We start from the raw sequence: 17,748 nt of genomic DNA, 5'->3' as shown, positions 1-17,748 counted from the left end.
CCGCGAACTGATCCAGGGGGTAAAGCGGTGGCTGACATTCTCGATGTCGACCTAACCACGCTGCACGGGCTGGCGACCGAATTGGGTAACCAGGCAGCGGATATCGGCAAACTTGCGATCACCGCGACCGTGACGATGCCCGGCTCTCCCGTCGAGTCTGCTTCGACACAGGTCAGCGATGCGGTTCACAAGGCATACGGACTGGTTCAAGGTCAGATCCAGACCCTGGCGGACCGGTCCAAGATGGCATCGGGCACCTACGAGGACATGGACAAGGCGAACGCCGACCAGCTCGACAAGTACGCCCGTGGTGAGGGCGTTAATTGACGACGATCAGCCACGTTCGCGGCTGCAACCCGCAGTCGATGCTCGATTTCGCGGCCGATCTGGTGAAGCAGAACGACAGTTTCGTGGTGAAGGTCGACGCGATGGAGACATCCGTCGACACTGCCATGAATCACTGGAAGGGCGACGCCGCAGCGGCGGCGTCCGAGAAGGCGATGGCGCACAAGCTGCAGGGCAATCACCTCGCCACCACCGTCGTCGGCATTGCCGACCAGTACAACATCCACGGCGTATCACTCGGGGACACTCGGACCGCCTTGATCAGGCTCCTCGATGTCGAGATGAAGAGTTCCGGGATGAGTGTCGACGACGACGGGAACGTGACGGCGCCGAAGGTGCCGGCCGGTGCCGATGGGTCGAACTCGGCATCGGGGGCGCTGACCCAGCAGGTTCTCGACGGGCAGGCGTCGGGATTCCAGACACGGATCAAGAACCTGCTGACGCAGTTCGGTGACGGGGAAACCGCTGCGGCGAAAGCGATCTCGACCGATCTTCAGGCGCTGGGCGACTACGAGAAGAAGCCGGACGGCGCACCTGCGCGCTCGGACGTGCAGGCCATTCTGGACGGCAAGTCCCAGTTGCCGACCGATCCCAAGAAGCTGCGCGACTTCTGGGAGACGCTGACCCCGGCTGAGAAAGACGCACTCTACGAAAAGGACCAGTACATCGGGAACAGGGACGGCCTGCCCACTGTCGACCGCGACCATTACAACCGCGAGAAGCTGGATGACGAGTTGACTCGCGCGCAGAATGGCGACCCGGCAGTGGCGGACAAGCTGCCCGATCTCCAAGCCGTCAAGAAGACACTGGATTCGAATCCGGAAGCGATGTTGATGCTGATGGACACGCAATCCGGAAAGATGGCACACGCAGCGATCGCTGTCGGCAATCCCGATACCGCACAGAACGTTTCAGTGAACGCGCCGGGTCTGAACGGCAACGTGCGCGACTCTCTGGGCAGCATGATCAGCGAGGCGAAGAACGTGCAGAACACCGCCCAAGACAGATTGAAATCGTTGCCCGACGATGATCCACGCAAAGGGCAGAAGGTCGTTCCCATCGCATGGATCGGGGCGGATCTGCCCCAGGCCAACTACAAGAACATCCCCGGCGACCTGGATGGCAGCACACTCGCGGGTTACGAGGCCGTCATCAATGACGACATGGCCAAGGCCGGCGCCCCGAAACTGGCGACGTTCTACGACGGTGTGCGGGCATCTCACGATGATGCGTCGGTGCACCTGACCGCGGTCGGGCACTCTTACGGTTCGGTGATGACCGGGCTCGCGGTCCAGGAGTCAGGTCATCAGCCGGTCGACGATCTGGTCGTCTACGGGTCGCCGGGATTGGACCTTCCCTACAAACACTGGTACTGGCCGGTGAGTGGCGACCAGCAGGTCGGGAATCTCCATGTGCCCGACGGGCATCGGTACGAAATGACCGGTGGAGACGACAAGATCGCGAACCTTCCGAGGTTCGGTGACAATCCGCGGACTCTGCCAGGATTCACGCATCTGGAAACTGGACCGTCCACCACACCCGATGGCGTGCATCGCGATGGTGCATACCAACATGCCGACTACCCGCGCAATGGCAGCAACAATCAACTGCGGACTTCGGGCTGGAACACGGCCATGATCGTCGCGGGCCTACCCGAAGAGGCGGTGGTGAAGAAGTGAAGGCTTCCGGGATCTCTCGAATCAGCATGGGAGCGGCCTTGATTGCCGCTGTAATCGCGACGACGACGGGATGTGGATCCGTGGACTCCGAATACCAGAAGACCAACTCGACCGACACGGCTCAGGCGAACAAGGACCTGGCGAGCAGGCCGTCCTTGGAGGAATCAGCGACCGATCTCAAGCAGGCGGTCGAGCAGCTGGCCGCCTATGCGAGTTCGCTGGTTCCTGGCATGACTTGGCAGCCCGATACCGCGAGCTCGCCCTATGCCTGCGATGCCCCATACGATCAGACCAACGGTCGGCAGATCCATATTCCCGCGTACACCACGCAGGGGGGCGATAGCGCGCATGGTGGCGGAATTCCTGACGATGTGTGGCCGCAAGTCCGCGACAAAGCTCGTGAACTCGCGGCTGGACTGGGAGCTACTGAGAACGACCCGTTTCCGTTCAACGAGAAGGTCGGTGACCGGCAGGCTCGCTTCTACGGACCGAATGGAACGGTCTTGTGGCTTGCGACCCGCGCCATCAGCGGCGATACGGGTTGCCGTCTGCCCGCCGCTGACAAACCGTCCGTCAGCACTGTCGTACCGACCACCGAACAACCCAAGTGACGCCGGTATCCAGTCAGCACGTCATGAATTCGACACAGGGTTAGCGAATGTCTTTGAAACACAATGATTCCGATGCACTGGGCTTGAAGGTGCAGCGCGCCCAGCACGCCCTCGAACAGATCCGGGGCGTTGGGGTTGTCAACGGTATCCGGGTGATCGTGGATGCCGAGGATCGCCTGCTGTCGGTGACAGTCGCCGAGGAAGCCGCCATCATGGCCGCGTATCGGGCAGCGGTGGAGGACAAGCGCCCCAAGGTCGATGAGGCACTGCAGGAGCTGCGCGCCGATACGACCTTCGAGGCGGTATCGACGTACACGAACGCGAATTCTGCCCGGCTGGAAGCTGAGCGGGTCGAAAAACAGCGCAAGCTGGACGAAGAGTTCGATGACGACTACTACATGCGCGGATCGATCAAGGACCGGGATTGGTAGTGAGAAGTGCTGTAGCGTTTCGCGTGGCGAGGGCGTGAATTGACGACGATCAGCCATGTGCGTGGGTGCAACCCGCAGTCGATGCTCGACTACGCCGCCGACATGGTTACGCAGAACGAAGGTTTCGTCACGAAGGTCGATGCGATGGAGGCGTCGGTCGATAGAGCCATGAACAACTGGAAGGGAGACGCTGCGACAGCGGCCTCCGAAAAGGCTATGGCGCACAAGCTACACAGCAATCACCTCGCGACCACCATCGTCGGCATCGCCGACCACTACAACACCTACGGCGCTCAACTCGGTGACACTCGTACGGCATTGTTGAAGGTCGTCGACACCGAGGTTCGTGACTCGGGGATGACCGTGGACGACGACGGCAACGTAACCGCGCCTAAGGTTCCCAACAACTCCGGTCAACCGCTGACCGGGACGGCCGCGTTGATTCAGCAGATGATCGATGGTCAGGCGTCAGGATTCCAGACCCGGATCAAGGCACTGTTATTCCAGTTCGGCTCGTCAGAAATCTCGGCGGCAACAGCGATCAAAGGCGACCTACAGCTCCTCAGCGGTTATGAGAAGACGCCAGATGGCGCGCCGATCAGTCCGACCGTGCAGAAAATTCTCGACGGTGACACGGAACTGCCCGCCGATCCCAAGAAACTGCACGATCTTTGGGAGGGGCTGACGCCGGCAGAGAAGGACGCGCTGTACGACAAGGACAACTACATTGGCAACCGCGACGGTCTGCCCACAGTGGACCGCGACCACTACAACCGCGAGAAGCTCGACGACGAACTGGTCCGCGCTCAGAACGGCGACCCGGCAGTCAAAGACAAACTCGCCGATTTGCAGGGCATCGCTGCCGCGCTCAACGGGTCCGACCGTTACTTGATGCTGATGGATACTCAATCGGGCAGCATCCCTCACTCCGCGGTCGCAGCCGGCAATCCTGACACTGCTGACCATGTGTGCACCTACGTGCCGGGAACCACTTCGCGTCCCTCGATCATGAACGGCGATGGGACAAAGGCCGGCGATCCGACGGAGAACGACGATATGGCGCGAGTAGACGCGATGAGGCAGCAAGCCCAAAAGGACGGTGCCCCTAACACGTCGGTGATCGCGTGGTTCGGCTATGACGCACCGCAGCAGCTGATCAATGCCACGCAGGTGAACTACGCGGACAAGGGAGCACCCGCGTTGGATCGGTTCCAGGACGGGCTCCGAGCCTCCCACGAGGGCCAGCCGTCGTACAACACGGTGCTCGGCCACAGCTACGGCACTACCGTGGTAGGCGACGCCGCCAGCCATGGGCACACACTCAACGCCGATTCCGTAGTGCTCGTTGCCAGTCCAGGCACCACGGTTGGGCACGCCAGCGACCTCAGCCTCACGGGAGTATCGCAGGCTGATACACCCAATCATGTCTACGCCACCAAGGCCGACAACGATCCGGTAGCTCTGTACGGCGAAAATAGTCATGACCCGCTTCTGAAATGGTTCAAGCGTCATGGCATCGACGACTTCGGCGTAGACCCGACTTGGCATCAGTACGGCGCGCGATCCTTCCCGTCGGATCCTGGGAGTTCGAGCTGGTACGGATACAACGGAGATGCCCACAGCCAGTACTGGTTGCCGAATTCCAAATCGTTGCAGGGTATGGGCGAAATTATCGCAGGAAACGGAAATGAGGCGGTGAAAACCAAGTGATATCCAAGCGGCGCTGTAGCGTTCCTGTGCTCGGTATGGCACTGCTCACCGCGGCGACGTTGTTGAGCGGATGCGGGAACGACTCTGGAAACAGCCATGACTCGGCACGCATTATCGACACGGGAAACAGTGGAGGAACCATAGTGGATCCGTCGCTCACTGAGTCGGTTGCCCGCGACCGGCTCAACGCTAACCTGCTCGACTCTCTTCAGGGACTCCCGCCGAGCGTGGGCTATTCGATCATGTCCGACAATCAGTACCTCGGAACCATGCATACACCCAGCCTCAGGGTGCCCTGCGATGACGACGGTCAGCATGGCAGCGGTTCAGTACTGCAGGTCAGCTACTGGGTGGTCGGCGTCCCCGCAGGGCAGAACGCCCAATACTTCGAGCAGATCCGCAACGCATGGACCGCGCGGGGGTGGACTGTTCAGAAGGATGCTGACGACCATTGGGCGCCAGTGCACACCCCAGACGGCTACGTGCTCGTCCTCCAGTACGCACCATCGCAAGACCAATCCCTGAGCGTCACCGCTGGATCTCCATGCTTTCCGAAGGCAGCCGCAAGTACGGCCGTTCCTCAACCGACCGAGATCAAGCGCCCGTAGCGGAGTCGTGAATGTTCGCGGCCGCTGCAGGATCTGGTGACAGTGTCACCTACCCCTGCAGCGGCCCCGTGCCCCCGATCGGCGATCTGACTGTCAAGACCGTCCAGGACTGGCACGATTCCGCCATGAGAGACGGGTACGGCGATGTCACTGGTGACCATCGAGGGAACGACGATCAGAAGCCGCGCAACAGTGGCAAGGAAATGGAACGCCTCGCTGGTTACGGTCGCGGCGCTGGTGGCGATCACCGGGTGCGGCAGCACCACCAAGGACGCGGATTCGACGTCTGCGGGAGCCGATCAGGACTACAAGACGCTCGACTGCGTCGCGGTACCGGAGGATCTCCGGTGGGAGTACTCCTACTTGTATGACGCGAGCGGTCAACTCAAACCCTTGAGTGAGATCAAGTCGATGCCGGTCGACCAGGCGCGTGCCGAAGATCCGCTCAATGACGTCACCGCGCTGTACAAGGAGTTGGAGTCCCGGTACGGCCACCGGCCTGCCTGCGGTGAGGCGTACCCGAAAGGCGCTTCAGGTCAGTTGAATATCAACGTGCTCAACCATAAGGCGTTGAGCTGCGCCGACATTCCGTTGGATCTCGTGCAGAAGTACCCGACGTTGTTCGATGCCGTTGGTCGACTGAAGAGCTGGAATTCGATCGCGGCGACGCCGGCTGACTCTGCGGGCGGCGATCCAACCGAGGACGTGACGTCGTTGTACAACCAGGTGGTGAGTCGACTCGGCCACCCGATTTCTTGCTCCGGGAACTGAAGCAAGCGACGATCCCTCCCCTGAATCCCGTCGCCTGCGGCTGCAATGCCGCACCCGGGCCGTCGTTCTCGGGCGTGCGCCGAGGTAGTACGCACGATTACGCGTGTCCTGCCGGACTCATCGCAACTGACCAGTCTCATGTCCGTTCCGCCCAAAACACTGGAAGAAGCTGGAATTTAGCGGAACTCACCGCTACTCTCATCCCCGTGAGCGATGGCGCGGAGTTGCTGGAGGCGCGGATCGCCGAACTCCGGGTGGCGGTTCGGCGGGCCGCCGGGCTGGGGGATCGGGCTGGGGCCCGGCAGTTGCGGTCGGCTTTGCGGCAGGCGGAGAAGGATTGGGATGCCGTGGTTTTGGGGGACGCTGTCGAGGAGATCGCGGGGCCCGCTCCCATAGTTCCGGTGCGGGATCATGTGCATCGGGCGTTGACATTGCTGTCGGTTCCCTCAGCGCCGAAAGTGGTGCTTGCGGTGCACGAGAGCCTCTATTCCGGTGAGTTGGTGCCTGCCAGGCTCACCAGTCTCCGGCGGGATGAAGAACGGTCTTTCCGGGCCGCGCCCTACGCCCGGCCCTACTTCATCTGTGCCGCACTGACAACGGACCTGCTGGCCCCGGCCCGCGGCCTGATGGCCTTGAGTACCTGGCCACTGGACCAGCGCATGGTCGGTCCCCTCAGCCAGCGGGTCCACCTCTTGACAGCAGTAATCCAGCTAGGAAAGCACCTGGCCGCCACAGACGAGATCCGTCCGGCGGCGCGAAAAACCCTGTGGCGGTTGTCCGTATCGATTCCTGGAGTCGAAGGCTTCCCGGATGATCTCGATCCGGCGTCCGTGATCCGCCCGGCGGAGCGCGAGCTCGCGGTGCACCGGGACGCCGATCTACAGGAACGCAAAGCGGCTGCGGCGCGGGCGGTTCGGCAGTTGGCCGACCCTGCCGCTCAACTATTCGGAGCCCGGCTCGGAGTGGCCGGCAAGCGAGGAATCGAAATGGCATGAACGATTTGGCTGTGCGGCTGGAGCGGTTGCGTGGGTCGGTGCCTGCGGTGCGGCACAACGCGCGGACCATCGCGGCGCTGACGGCGAATCCCGGGTGTGCGCGGCGGGCGATTCTGGATGCGGCGGCGGTCGACAAGACTGTCATTGCACAGGAATTGGGGTTCGCGTCGCAGTTCGGGCAGTCGCAGTTCGCGATTACTCGCGGCAACGAGTTCGAGCGGATGGTGAAGGCCAACGGGTGTGCGGAGTTGATCGCGATTCTGCGCGACAAGCTCGGGTTGAGCATTCCGGAGGTCGAGCTCAGCGACCTGAACGAGGTGGGGGACAACGCTTCCACGGTGCTGCGGTATCAGCGGACCAAGCAGCTACTCGCGCGGGCGCTGGAGTCGGAAGACGGGACGCTGTTCGATCATCCGATGCTGCAGATCGATATCGCCGGTGCGGCAGCCTATTTGGAGCCCGACGTGGTTGCCGTGCAGTTGAACGGTCAGTTCTACGTGGTTGAGATCAAGTCGTTCGCGGTGATCGACGGACAGGCTGATCCGACGCAGGTCGCGGCAGCTGCCCGGCAGTCCGCGGTCTACGTGCTGGCTCTACGTCAGCTGGTGGTCGAGCTGGGTGGTTCGCCGGATCAGGTGTCGCACAACGTGATTCTGGTGTGCGCCAAGGACTTCACCAACCGTCCGACCGCCGAGTTGGTCGATCTACGCAAGCAGCTCAGTGTGATCGAGCGGCAGCTGTCGCGGATGACGTCGATCACCTCGCTGGTCGAGGCACTGCCGGAAGGCATCACGCTGGAGCCGGGGGAGCAGCTCGGCGAGACCATTTCCGGGTTGCCCGCGAGGTACGCCCCGGAGTGCATGTCGACGTGTGAACTCGCCTTCATGTGCCGTGAGGAAGCGCGCGCTTGCGGCTCGCTGGACGTCCTCGGCCGAGGGGTGTGCGATGAGCTCGGCGGCATCGAACGCATCGACACAGTGCTGGGGCTGGCACACGGTTCGCTGACCCTCGGACCCGAATATGCCGACATCGCACAGACTTTGAGGCGGGCGCACGGGCTCCTCGAGGAGCTCGCCGGATGAGCGTCCTCACTGCGTTGGCGCGGGTGAAGGCGACTCAGGAAGGGCGGGCGCAGCGGCTGGTGTCGATGCGGCACACCTATCTTTCCGAGCGCCCGCTGGTGGTGATCCCGCTGCGGATGGCTGGGGAGACGGCTGCTCCGCTGGCGTTCATGATCGGCTCGAATCCGGCTGCCCCGACGCTGCTCGTCGCGCATCAGCCGCGAGACCGAGCCTTGCGCTTCCGATTCCTCGCCGATGTGGCCGATCAGATCCTGCCTTACATCGAATCCTGCTGCGCCACTCCCGAAATCATCACCACGAAGTCGGGCGAGGAGCTCGTCTCCTACGGTGACGCGCCGCAGCTGATCGTCCCGAACGGCGGCGGCGCGACGTTCCTGCGCCTGCTCGGCCGCTCCACCCGATTCCGCCAGATCGAGGGACCGTATGCGGTCCCGGAGAACGTCCCACTGCTCGGCCGCTGGCTCACCTGGTTCGCCGCTCGCGCCGAACAGCCGGGTTCCGCCAACCTGCTCTCGATGACGAGCGTGCTCTCCGCGCACTGGGCGACCGGCCAATCCGGTTTGGAGGACGCGAATCTCGCCGCGCTGCTCGGCTGGATCGACCCGCCCGCCGGGCTGTCCGGTGCCGCCGCGGCCGCGTTGGCCGAGGATCCGCTGCATTCGCCGCCCGCCGGTCCGGCCACCGATCCCGGTTTCGACAACGAGGAACTCAAACCGCTGATGGACGCGCACGACGCGGCCATCGACGACCGGGCGCGGGAGGTCACGGCCGAACGTCTGGAGCAGGCACTGCGGCTTCAGCTAGAGCCGACCTGGCGGTCCATGTGGCGAGCCATCGAGCTGTTGGAGAAGCTGCCGCCCGGTGCGAGCGTCGCCGCTCGATGGGGCCGCGACCGTGCGGATTTCAGCTGGTTCGCAGGCAATCTCGCAGAGGCTCCACCGCAGGCACGCCGGGACGCAGCGGTCTCCGCGGTCCGGACTCTGCTGAAACGTGAACGCGCACTGGAGGAATTCGACGCGCAGCGAGCCTTCGACGACCCCTGGGTGATGGCCGAGCATCGGCTTGTCGGCAATGCCTGCCACGCCACGGTGCTCGAGGCTGACCCGACGCGGACAGTGACCGGTAGCGGATCTCGAAAGACGTTGCGCCCCAGCATTCGTGTGCAGATCACCGATGAGGCGTTCGTGGCGACCGTCGGCGAGAAGTACTCGTGCGTCGAGCGACCCAAACAAGCGGCCACAGTCATCGACATCGACAGTGACACAGTAGAACTCGAACTGAGCGGTGGCATGGGCCGCAAGCTGGTTCCCGAACTCGGCAGCGTCCCCGAGGCCGGTGACCGCATCGGCTTCGCCCGCTTCTCCCCGTCCAGCGGCCACCCGATGCCGTCACTCCCGCCCCGCGAGGAAACCCCGTGGACCCACGGCGGCCCGCCGCCGGAGTGGGTCCCGAACGAAGACGACGCCCAGGAGGAATGGTCGTGACGACAGCGGATCAGGTGGTCGAGGCGATCCTCGCCGACCTGCGATCCACGACCCAGCGTGCGATTGTCGTCGACTCTCCGCCCGGCGCAGGCAAATCCACGCTCGTGGTGCGCGCCGCCCGGCAGCTCGCGACCGACGGCGAGCAGCGCATGATCGTCGCGCAGACCAACGAGCAGGTCGACGACCTCATCGACCGCCTCGCCTCCGAGGCCCCCGACCTGCCCATCGGACGGCTGTCGTCGAAGGAGTACCGCCCCAGCGACCGTGTCGCCCAGCATGTCTCGGTGCGCTGCGACACCAAGGCCACCGACCTCGCCGACCGTGCGATCGTCATCGGCACCGCGGCCAAATGGGCGACCGTCACCGAAGGCCGCTGGTCGTGGGCGATCGTCGACGAGGCGTACCAGATGCGCTCAGATATGTTGCTGCGCATCGCAGATCGCTTCGAACGCGCCCTGTTCGTCGGTGACCCCGGCCAGCTGGACCCATTCTCCACGGTCGAGAACTCCCAGTGGGCGGGCCTCAGCTGGGACCCCACCATGAGCGCGGTCAGCGTGATGCTCGCCCACAACCCCGAAGTGCCGATCCACCGCCTCCCCGTCTCATGGCGGCTGCCCGCCAGCGCGGCCCCGGTGGTCTCCCGAGCCTTCTACCCCTTCACCCAGTTCGTGTCCGGCACCGAATCCTTCCAGCGCCGAATGGAATTCAGCACCGAGGGCCTGCGCAACCCCCTCGACAACGCGCTCGAGGAAGCGGCCCGCTCCGGCTGGGCCTGGTACGAACTCCCCGCCCGCTTCGCCCTCCGCACCGACAGCGAGGCAGTAGCCGCGATCGCCGCCCTGGCCTGCCGCCTCCTGCAACGCTCCGCCATCGCCCACTCCGAACGCGGCTCGAACCTAGTAGGCATCGACCGCATCGCAGTCGGCACCGCCCACCGCGACCAAGCCGCCGCGATCCAGCAGGCCCTGGAAGGCACCGAAGCCGCAGGCGTCACAGTCGACACCGCAAACCGCCTACAGGGCCGCGAATACGACGTCACCATAATCCTCCACCCCCTCTCCGGCCGCCGCGACGCCAGCGCCTTCCACCTCGAAGCAGGCCGCCTCTGCGTCCTCACGTCGCGTCACCGGCACGCCTGCATCGTGGTGGGGCGCGCGGGGATTCCTGAGCTACTGGATGCGCACCCCTCCACCGAGCCGGTGCATCTCAACGTGCCGGTGAAGTTCCCGGACGGCTGGGAAGCCAATCAAGCGGTCTTGGCTCACCTGTACAAGCATCGTGTTCCGGCTGGACAACATCAGACTTGAGTAGATGTTTATCTGAATTGCTGAGGTATTCAGAGATATTCGTGCGAAGCGAGAACGCCGGTCGATCGCCGCTCAGAGCCCGTGAGCAACTGCTCATCTACACCAGCGAGGGTTCTTGATCGATGCGGACGTGCGCTTCTCCGCGTGCATGTCGGAGGTCTGCGTTAGCGTGCGGTGGCACAGTCGCACCGCAGCAGGAGGATTGGTGGAAGTGGACTTCGGTCGCGAGGCCTTCGTCGAGATCGCGAAGTTCCTTGTATCCGATCGGACTGACATTGCGCAGGCCGTGCAGCAGCAGCTGACGGACGACGATGCGCTCGAGGAGTTGCTGATCCGGCTCGAACAAGCCGAACTGGTCGTTTGCCGTGTGGCTCGCGAGAATCCGGACACAGTGGTGGCGCTACTCGCGAACCTGCCCGAGGCCCCGCTGCGGTTCCCGGTCGGGTGGTTCGAGGTCTTCCGTTCCTACACAGAAGGTTTCGACCGTGGAACCACTATGGAAGTCCTGCTCGGGCTGATCGGGGAGCTCAGCTGCGAGGCAGGGGTGGTCCTGGTCAATATCGACACACAGGGTGACGATTACGCTCTAACCTTCATGCCTGGTGACGTTGGTGATCGGTTCTTCGCAATCGCGCCGGGCTATCTTTCGCCGATGCGTTTGGATCCCGGCGTGGCGATCGCACTGAGTGCCGCAACGAATTCCGTCCAGCGGACAGACGTGCATTTCTCCTACAAGGTGATCGGGCTCGAGGATCCCGACGCGGCGTTCGAGGTACTACAGGAAGTGGATTCCTTTTACGAGCGCACACTGGCCGGATGGTGGGTCTCGGGTTCCACCGACCACTCCGACAGCGGCTATGTCGCCCTCGGCGACACCGAGAGCACCCCGTTGAGCGTGGTCGACTTCGACCGGTGGCGGTCAGGATTCGAAGACGCGCTGCGGCAGACTGTTTCATCCTTCGCGCCGGCCGCCGAAGTCTGCGTCACTTGGGAACCTGTCGTGCCCCGAAGCGCTTGAGGCCCCACACTCGCGATCGTCGAACGCAACCAGGACGTCAGCGGATTCGTTGTCCTGCAATGGTTCGTGCAGTGCTCCGAGGAGAGGCGCTCAACTATGCTTGCCGCTCCTTCAGCGTCGGACACGGATCTTCGGGGATGGGCCTGTTGTTGCTTTCCAAACCGCCCCAGACCGCGAGAAGGTGCAGTCCCACTATGACGCTTACCGCAATCAAGCCCACCGCCATCCATCTCGCCACCCGAGATCGTGTTTTGTACGCGACGATCAGCGCGCTTGCGACCGTCACTACGAACACCGCGGTGATCACGAATAGATAGGTGCGCTCGGCGGGGTTGTATGGGCCGATCACGCAAGTGTCGCCGCTCCAGTGGCCGGTGCGCTGTATGACTATGCGAAGGCGCAGGGCGATGAGCACGATCATCGCGACAGCCGACGCCACCGGTACGACTATCCAGCGTCCACTTTTCAGCATGCGTCGAGCAGGGCGTTCTCGACTTCCGCCGACCTGGATCCTGCCGGACAAATCCCCATGTCATCCCCTTGTAGACCGTTGAATTCCACGGATACTTCGTTCGGGACAGGTGGTCTGGATCGAACTGGCGAGACGGTAGCACGAGCAAGTTCACCCGGTCCGGAAGGAATCGCGGGGCGTACGCGGGGTGCTGCGGAACGCCTCGCCGCCGGTAGAATTTCGAGTTCGACGTGGTGAGGTCGGGCAGGAAGGGGTGGGTTGTGCTCGAGGTGTGGGGTCAGCGGACTGCTGTTCGATTCGGGGGTGGGCGGCTGGTGACGCAGCCGTTGGGGGTTGAGGATGATGTTGCCGTTGATGTGGGGGTGGCCGATTTGCGGCGGATCGCGCTGGCGGAGATGGAGGATGGGCGGATCGCGGTGTTGTTGTACTTCCGGACGCCGGAGTTCGTGGTGAACGGGGTTGCTACGCAGCATCATCCGGTGCCGGTGTTCTTGGAGCCGGAGTTGCGGGAGCGGGCGGTGGAGTTGGTGCGGGCGGTGCAGAAGGAGTTGCTGGAGGCTCGGCGGGTGGTGGGGGTGCGGCCGGACTTCACGCCGCCCGCGCTGGTGCCGTCCGCGAACGGGCCGATGCGGCAGGATGTGACCTGGGCGGCGCAGCGGATGCGGTTCTCGGGGAACATGATTCGCGAGATCAGCGCGTTGCAGACGTTGGCTCGGGCGGATGAGTACGTGATGGAGATAGCGCAGTCCGCGTACGGTGGTGCGCCCGGGCTGGTGGCGATCACCACGCTGCGGTTCTTGTTCATCGGCGCGGATTCGGTGTCGGAGTTGCCCGTTGCCGCGATCGATCGGGCCGAGGTGGTGGACCCGCCCGCTCCCGGTGCGGTGGCGACATTGAAGATTCACGCTTACCCGGATGTGCTGGAGTTCATCGATTGGGCCCCAGTCGATTTCGCACGGGTCGCGACTGCGGTGCGGCTGGCCTGCGAGATCCAGCAGGTGGATGGTTCGATCGCGCCGTCGCGGCCGTCCACGGCGGATTTGTTGACCGAGTGGCAGCTACTGGTGGAGCGTCGTCGTCTCGGCATGGTGGAGGACGATGCGTTTCAGCGGCAGGCCATTGGCATCATGATCGCCACCGCGGGCTGAGTCAGGACGGTGTCGTCCCGAATACCGGTGTGCCGGGGTGCAGAGCCACCCGCCGCCACGGGCTCGACGGCCGAGAGTGCAAGGCGGACAACATTCTCCGGCGTTCGCCGACCTGTTCCTTCGCGGCGGCGAGGTCGCGGGTTGCCGCCCAGAAGATGGCTCCGGTGAGGAAGCCCGACCCGAATTGCCGCCAATTGCGGTAGTGCTGCTGCGCTATTTCGAGCCCGGCGAGCATGTGCGTCCAGGCTTCTTCCTCGTCGAGGTATCCGGCGGTGTGCGCGGAGCGTGCGATGAAAACCACGCGAGCCAGATCCCACGCTGTGGCATCGGTATTCAACGGCTGGGGTAGGCCGTCGGTGATGCCGAGTTTGATGGCTTGCAACCACGCGTCATAGTCGCGATCCAGACCGGAGGTGTTGTCGTACCCGCGGAACTGCGACAGCACCTGTAGAAACTCGCGATGCCCGTTGGCGATACTGCTGCGATCAGGCCGATAGGCCTCCCGCGACGCGGCCGCCGCCAGCGGATGGATCAGCGTGAACAGCGGCGCGTGCATCCCGGCGAGCAGTCGGCGAATCGTCTCCCTCGCATCGTCGGCGTTGTCCACTCCCCACGCGTCGTGCAGCCCCTCGACGGTGGCTTCCTGCCGAGTCTCCTTGCTACCAGCCAGTTCCGGCGTGAACGCGACGGTGTCGTTGTACGCCCCCCAGCTCCGGCAGTAGTACGCGCCGAGCGCCAGCGCCCGAATCTGATCATCGGAAACCTCCGCTCCAGACCACAGATCAGGATTCGCATCGGCCTTGGACATCGGGAACCCGACCGTCCGCAAACCGCCTCCCGGAACCACTTCGGTCATCAGCCTTACCCCCTCACGATTCAGGACGGATGCCGCAGCGAATTCTACCGACCAGCTCTGGTGGAGCTTAGGGCGCGGAGGAATCCGGGGGCCGCAGCGTCACAGGTGCCCGGTTGTGCGTCGTCCGATGGCCGCACTCAGCGTGTCCAATTCGGCGAGTACGTCTGTTGCCGCCCAGATGCGGTTGCGCTTGTTATCCGACAGGAGTTCGAGAATTCCCGCGTCGGTCAGTCGTCCCAATGCCCGATAGGTGCTCGGGTCGGTGGTGCCCGTGATCTGTTGTGCGGTGTCGGCGTTGAAGATCGGGGTGTCCAGCAGCGCCGCGATGAGGGCCTCGTCCGCCGACTTCGCCCGTGGACGAGCGATGTCGCGCCAACGGGTGGGCAGATCGGCCAGGGCCATGCCGGAGTCCTGCGCGGCTTCGCTGGCGTGGGTTGCGCCGACCGCCAGGTATTCGACGAAGCCGTCGGCGTCGCCTTCGCGAAATCGGTTGAGGTGCATGAAGTATCGGCTGGTGTCTGCCAGCATGACCGATGCCAGTGGCACGGTCATTCGGCGGGTCAGGCCTCGGCGCCGGAGGACCGCGCTGATCAATGCCCGTCCTATGCGCCCGTTTCCATCAGTGAACGGATGAATGGATTCGAACTGGGCGTGTGCGATCGCGGCTTGCGCGAGGATCGGCAGATCGTCCCGGTTGACGAAAACCAATAGATCGGCGATCAGCTCGGATACGAGTTCGGGTGGCGGCGGCACATACGCTGCGTGTATCGGTGTGTAATCACTGCCGCCGATCCAATTCTGCACATCCCGGAACTGTCCCGCATCGCGGGCGGTGTAGTAGTCGACGGCCATCAGCAGTCGGTGCGCCCGGAGCAGGTCGTCCAGCCCGATGGCACCTGAGCCGGCGGCATCGACCATCGCGTTCAGAGCCCGGACCGCAGCCAGTTGCGATTGTGCCTCCTCGCTGGCCTTGCCTCCCGCGACGGCTTTGCCGAACGCACGCCAGCCCGCATCTATATGTTCGATCTTGGATGAGGCGACAGACTCGCTGCGCAGGAGGAAGTCGGCCAGCGGGGCGAGGTGCTCGCCGAATCCGGCCTCGAGGCGAGCTATCGCGATCACCGCTGCTTCGTGGGCGCGGGCGAGGGGGCCGGTCGGGTCGTACTCGAGCTCGCCGATGCGGGGCGGAATCGAAACAATTATGCGCTCGAGGGTCCGGTCGGCCCGCGAACCTTGGCGCTGACGTGGGTTCCAGGTCCGCTCTTCGCTCTGATGTGTTGGCCAGGCCATGCGGTCCTCCAGAAAAGTAGACCAACTCTGCGCTTAGTATACTTTAGTGGTATCAAACGCAGCTAAGGCGAGCGTTGATGTACTTTTTCTCATTGATTTGACTCCGAAGGGTCGTGGGACAGGCTGGTTGCCGTATCAATTCGAGGCTAGGAACAGCGAGCCAGGGTCCTCGGCTACCTGCCGGGCTCACCCCTTGTACAGCTGGTTCGTGTACTGGTCGGTGTAGAAGTTCTCCAGCTCTTCCAGGGTGCTCTGGTTGCGAGTCTGGAGATCCTTCACGATCTGCGCCTGTGACGGCAGGGAGTCCTCCGCCCACCTGTCCGGCTTCCAAAGGTCGCTGCGGAGGATCGATTTGGCGCAGTGGAAGAAGATCTGTTCGATCTCGACTTCGATGGCGAGAAGCGGGCGGTGGCCCTTGATGGTCATGTCCTCGAAGTACGGGGCGTCGCTGATCAGGCGGGCGCGGCCGTTGACGCGGAGGGTTTCGCCGCGGCGGGGGATGAGGAACAGGATGCCGATGTGGGGGTTGGTGAGGATGTTGAGGTAGCCGTCGGCGCGGCGGTTGCCGGGGCGTTCGGGGATGGCGAGGGTGGAGTCGTCGAGGACCTGGACGAAGCCGGGCGGGTCGCCTTTGGGGGAGGAGTCGCAGTTGCCTTCGGCGTCGCTGGTGGAGATGACGATGAAGGGGGACAGGGAGATCCATTCGCGGTCTCGGGGGTGGAGGGCGACGCGTTCCTTGGTGAGGGCGCGTTCGCTCGGGGCGCCCAGTAGCTCTCGGAGGCGTTCGGGGGTGGTGATTTCAGTCATGAAGTGATTCAACGGGTTTCGAGGAGTTTCGCGCCAGCGAGTAATGGGGAAATGTGAGATAGGCGCCACTCGGGAATGCGGTTCGCTGTTCGGAATGGTGTGATGGCGCGCAGAGTCCCGTTCCGGTCGCGTTCGGTCCCCTGTTCGCGGCCGCGGTGGCGAATAGATTGATCGAGTCTGTGCCCGCGAGGGGTGGGCTCGGACGCTAACGGAAACGAAATGATGGAGGCTCGGTGCCCAGTCCGGCGATGCTGGAAATGATGGAACGACTGTCGGCGCGCCGCGGTGCGCGTCCGGCCGGGCCACCGCCCATCGCCGAGCTGCGCGAGCAGTTCACCACGACCGGGCTGCCGCCGTATCCACGTCCGGAAGACGTTGTGGTGACCGAGATTCCGGACGCCGGTGTGCCCGCGTTCTGGATCGACACCCCGGATGCGGATCCGCAGCGGGTACTGCTGTTCGTGCACGGCGGCGGGTTCTCGCTCGGGTCGGTGCGCAGTCACGGGGAGCTGGCTTCGCGGGTGGGGCTCGCGAGCGGGACACGGGTGTTGTTTCCCGAATACCGCTTGGCTCCGGAGCATCCGTTCCCGGCCGCCGTCGACGATGTGCGCGCGATCTGGCGTTGGCTGCGTGAGGTGCTCGGGGCACCCGCGAAATCGATTGCCGTCATCGGTGATTCGGCCGGGGCCAACCTGCTGGCGGGCCTTCTGGTCGCGTTGCGTGCCGAAGGTCAGGATCTGCCTGCGGCGGGCGTGTTCCTCTCGCCCGTACTGGATCTCACGGGCTCCGGTGATTCGATGACCGAAAAAGACGGTGTGGACCCGATTTTCACGCCCGGCATGATCCACGGCATCTTCGCGGGCTATCTGGCGGGCGCGAATCCGTTATCTCCCGTCGCCTCACCGCTTTTCGCCCCGCTCACCGGATTGCCGCCGATCCTGGTGCAGGTGGGCAGTGCCGAACTGGTGCTCAGTGATTCAGAGCGGTTCTACAAGGAGGCGACCGCGGCTGGTGTGGCGGTAGAGCTCGAGGTCGGCGAAGGACTGCCGCACGTGTACCAGGCCATGCGCGACACCCCCGAGGCCGCGGCCGCGACCGAGCGGATCGGGGAATTCCTCCGCCAGCATCTCTGAG

General features: G+C 63.9%; 18 protein-coding genes. 14 read left to right on the top strand and 4 right to left on the bottom strand.

What is annotated here, in order from left to right; all coding sequences use genetic code 11:
- Positions 1–27: 27 nt before the first annotated feature.
- The 12 genes from OG300_RS20520 to OG300_RS20465 all read left to right on the top strand — a co-directional run bounded on the left by OG300_RS20520 (position 28) and on the right by OG300_RS20465 (position 12,041).
- A complete protein-coding gene (locus OG300_RS20520; protein ID WP_405498322.1) occupies positions 28–327 on the top strand; it encodes a type VII secretion target in 300 nt (99 codons plus the stop codon).
- Positions 324–2,024, top strand: a complete 1,701-nt coding sequence (locus OG300_RS20515) for an alpha/beta hydrolase (RefSeq protein WP_405498320.1) — start codon at positions 324–326, stop codon at positions 2,022–2,024. The genes OG300_RS20520 and OG300_RS20515 overlap by 4 nt, the downstream gene beginning before the upstream one ends.
- An 80-nt stretch (positions 2,025–2,104) precedes the next feature.
- Positions 2,105–2,635, top strand: coding sequence for an LppA family lipoprotein (locus OG300_RS20510; protein WP_405498318.1), 531 nt, complete (start codon positions 2,105–2,107; stop codon positions 2,633–2,635).
- A gap of 47 nt (positions 2,636–2,682) precedes the next feature.
- Positions 2,683–3,066, top strand: a complete 384-nt coding sequence (locus OG300_RS20505; protein WP_405498316.1) for a hypothetical protein — start codon at positions 2,683–2,685, stop codon at positions 3,064–3,066.
- Between the two features lie 39 nt (positions 3,067–3,105).
- Positions 3,106–4,776 (top strand): alpha/beta hydrolase, encoded by a 1,671-nt coding sequence (locus OG300_RS20500; RefSeq protein WP_405498314.1) that lies wholly within the window; start codon positions 3,106–3,108, stop codon positions 4,774–4,776.
- A 35-nt stretch (positions 4,777–4,811) separates the two neighbouring features.
- Positions 4,812–5,384, top strand: a complete 573-nt coding sequence (locus tag OG300_RS20495; RefSeq protein ID WP_405498312.1) for a hypothetical protein — start codon at positions 4,812–4,814, stop codon at positions 5,382–5,384.
- Positions 5,385–5,528: 144 nt separating this feature from the next.
- Complete coding sequence (locus OG300_RS20490; RefSeq protein WP_405498310.1) at positions 5,529–6,155, top strand: hypothetical protein; 627 nt, start codon at positions 5,529–5,531, stop codon at positions 6,153–6,155.
- A 206-nt stretch (positions 6,156–6,361) separates the two neighbouring features.
- Positions 6,362–7,150, top strand: a complete 789-nt coding sequence (locus OG300_RS20485; protein WP_405498308.1) for a hypothetical protein — start codon at positions 6,362–6,364, stop codon at positions 7,148–7,150.
- A complete protein-coding gene (locus OG300_RS20480) occupies positions 7,147–8,232 on the top strand; it encodes a hypothetical protein (protein WP_405498306.1) in 1,086 nt (361 codons plus the stop codon). Before OG300_RS20485 ends, OG300_RS20480 begins: the two co-directional genes overlap by 4 nt.
- Positions 8,229–9,716: a hypothetical protein gene (locus tag OG300_RS20475; protein WP_405498304.1), complete on the top strand. Its 1,488-nt coding sequence runs from the start codon at positions 8,229–8,231 to the stop codon at positions 9,714–9,716. The genes OG300_RS20480 and OG300_RS20475 overlap by 4 nt, the downstream gene beginning before the upstream one ends.
- Entirely contained in the window at positions 9,713–11,023 is a 1,311-nt protein-coding gene (locus OG300_RS20470; protein WP_405498302.1) for an AAA domain-containing protein, read from the top strand. Before OG300_RS20475 ends, OG300_RS20470 begins: the two co-directional genes overlap by 4 nt.
- Positions 11,024–11,228: 205 nt before the next feature.
- A complete protein-coding gene (locus tag OG300_RS20465) occupies positions 11,229–12,041 on the top strand; it encodes a hypothetical protein (protein WP_405498300.1) in 813 nt (270 codons plus the stop codon).
- 94 nt (positions 12,042–12,135) lie between these two features.
- On the opposite strand, the gene OG300_RS20460 is transcribed toward OG300_RS20465, so the two are convergent.
- A complete protein-coding gene (locus OG300_RS20460; RefSeq protein WP_405498298.1) occupies positions 12,136–12,462 on the bottom strand; it encodes a hypothetical protein in 327 nt (108 codons plus the stop codon).
- A 413-nt stretch (positions 12,463–12,875) separates the two neighbouring features.
- On the opposite strand from OG300_RS20460, the gene OG300_RS20455 reads away from it, so the two are divergent.
- Entirely contained in the window at positions 12,876–13,661 is a 786-nt protein-coding gene (locus tag OG300_RS20455) for a hypothetical protein (protein ID WP_405498296.1), read from the top strand.
- 1 nt (position 13,662) lies between these two features.
- Here the strand turns inward: OG300_RS20455 and OG300_RS20450 are convergent, their stop codons facing one another.
- From OG300_RS20450 to OG300_RS20440, 3 genes are all read right to left on the bottom strand, one after another.
- Complete coding sequence (locus OG300_RS20450) at positions 13,663–14,517, bottom strand: DUF1266 domain-containing protein (RefSeq protein ID WP_405498294.1); 855 nt, start codon at positions 14,515–14,517, stop codon at positions 13,663–13,665.
- A 99-nt stretch (positions 14,518–14,616) separates the two neighbouring features.
- On the bottom strand, positions 14,617–15,807 hold the full coding sequence (locus OG300_RS20445) for a Fic family protein (RefSeq protein WP_405498292.1): 1,191 nt from the start codon (positions 15,805–15,807) through the stop codon (positions 14,617–14,619).
- 186 nt (positions 15,808–15,993) lie between these two features.
- Entirely contained in the window at positions 15,994–16,614 is a 621-nt protein-coding gene (locus tag OG300_RS20440; RefSeq protein WP_405498290.1) for a pyridoxamine 5'-phosphate oxidase family protein, read from the bottom strand.
- A gap of 233 nt (positions 16,615–16,847) precedes the next feature.
- Here OG300_RS20440 and OG300_RS20435 point away from each other — a divergent pair, with 233 nt between their 5' ends.
- Positions 16,848–17,747: an alpha/beta hydrolase gene (locus OG300_RS20435; protein WP_405498289.1), complete on the top strand. Its 900-nt coding sequence runs from the start codon at positions 16,848–16,850 to the stop codon at positions 17,745–17,747.
- The last annotated feature ends 1 nt before the right edge of the window (position 17,748 follow it).

The organism is Nocardia sp. NBC_00511, assembly GCF_045161165.1.
Classification (GTDB): domain Bacteria; phylum Actinomycetota; class Actinomycetes; order Mycobacteriales; family Mycobacteriaceae; genus Nocardia.
The sequence above is the reverse complement of the archived record's forward strand: the minus strand, read 5'-3'. Positions and strand labels throughout refer to the sequence as shown.

What these genes read in the sequence shown, in the direction of transcription:
- OG300_RS20475 (WP_405498304.1), top strand. Translation starts at nt 8,229, where the DNA reads ATGAGCGTCCTCACTGCGTTGGCGCGGGTGAAGGCGACTCAGGAAGGG.
- OG300_RS20460 (WP_405498298.1), bottom strand. Translation starts at nt 12,462, where the DNA reads ATGATCGTGCTCATCGCCCTGCGCCTTCGCATAGTCATACAGCGCACC.
- OG300_RS20505 (WP_405498316.1), top strand. Translation starts at nt 2,683, where the DNA reads ATGTCTTTGAAACACAATGATTCCGATGCACTGGGCTTGAAGGTGCAG.
- OG300_RS20495 (WP_405498312.1), top strand. Translation starts at nt 4,812, where the DNA reads ATGGCACTGCTCACCGCGGCGACGTTGTTGAGCGGATGCGGGAACGAC.
- OG300_RS20440 (WP_405498290.1), bottom strand. Translation starts at nt 16,614, where the DNA reads ATGACTGAAATCACCACCCCCGAACGCCTCCGAGAGCTACTGGGCGCC.
- OG300_RS20480 (WP_405498306.1), top strand. Translation starts at nt 7,147, where the DNA reads ATGAACGATTTGGCTGTGCGGCTGGAGCGGTTGCGTGGGTCGGTGCCT.
- OG300_RS20450 (WP_405498294.1), bottom strand. Translation starts at nt 14,517, where the DNA reads ATGACCGAAGTGGTTCCGGGAGGCGGTTTGCGGACGGTCGGGTTCCCG.
- OG300_RS20445 (WP_405498292.1), bottom strand. Translation starts at nt 15,807, where the DNA reads ATGGCCTGGCCAACACATCAGAGCGAAGAGCGGACCTGGAACCCACGT.
- OG300_RS20490 (WP_405498310.1), top strand. Translation starts at nt 5,529, where the DNA reads ATGTCACTGGTGACCATCGAGGGAACGACGATCAGAAGCCGCGCAACA.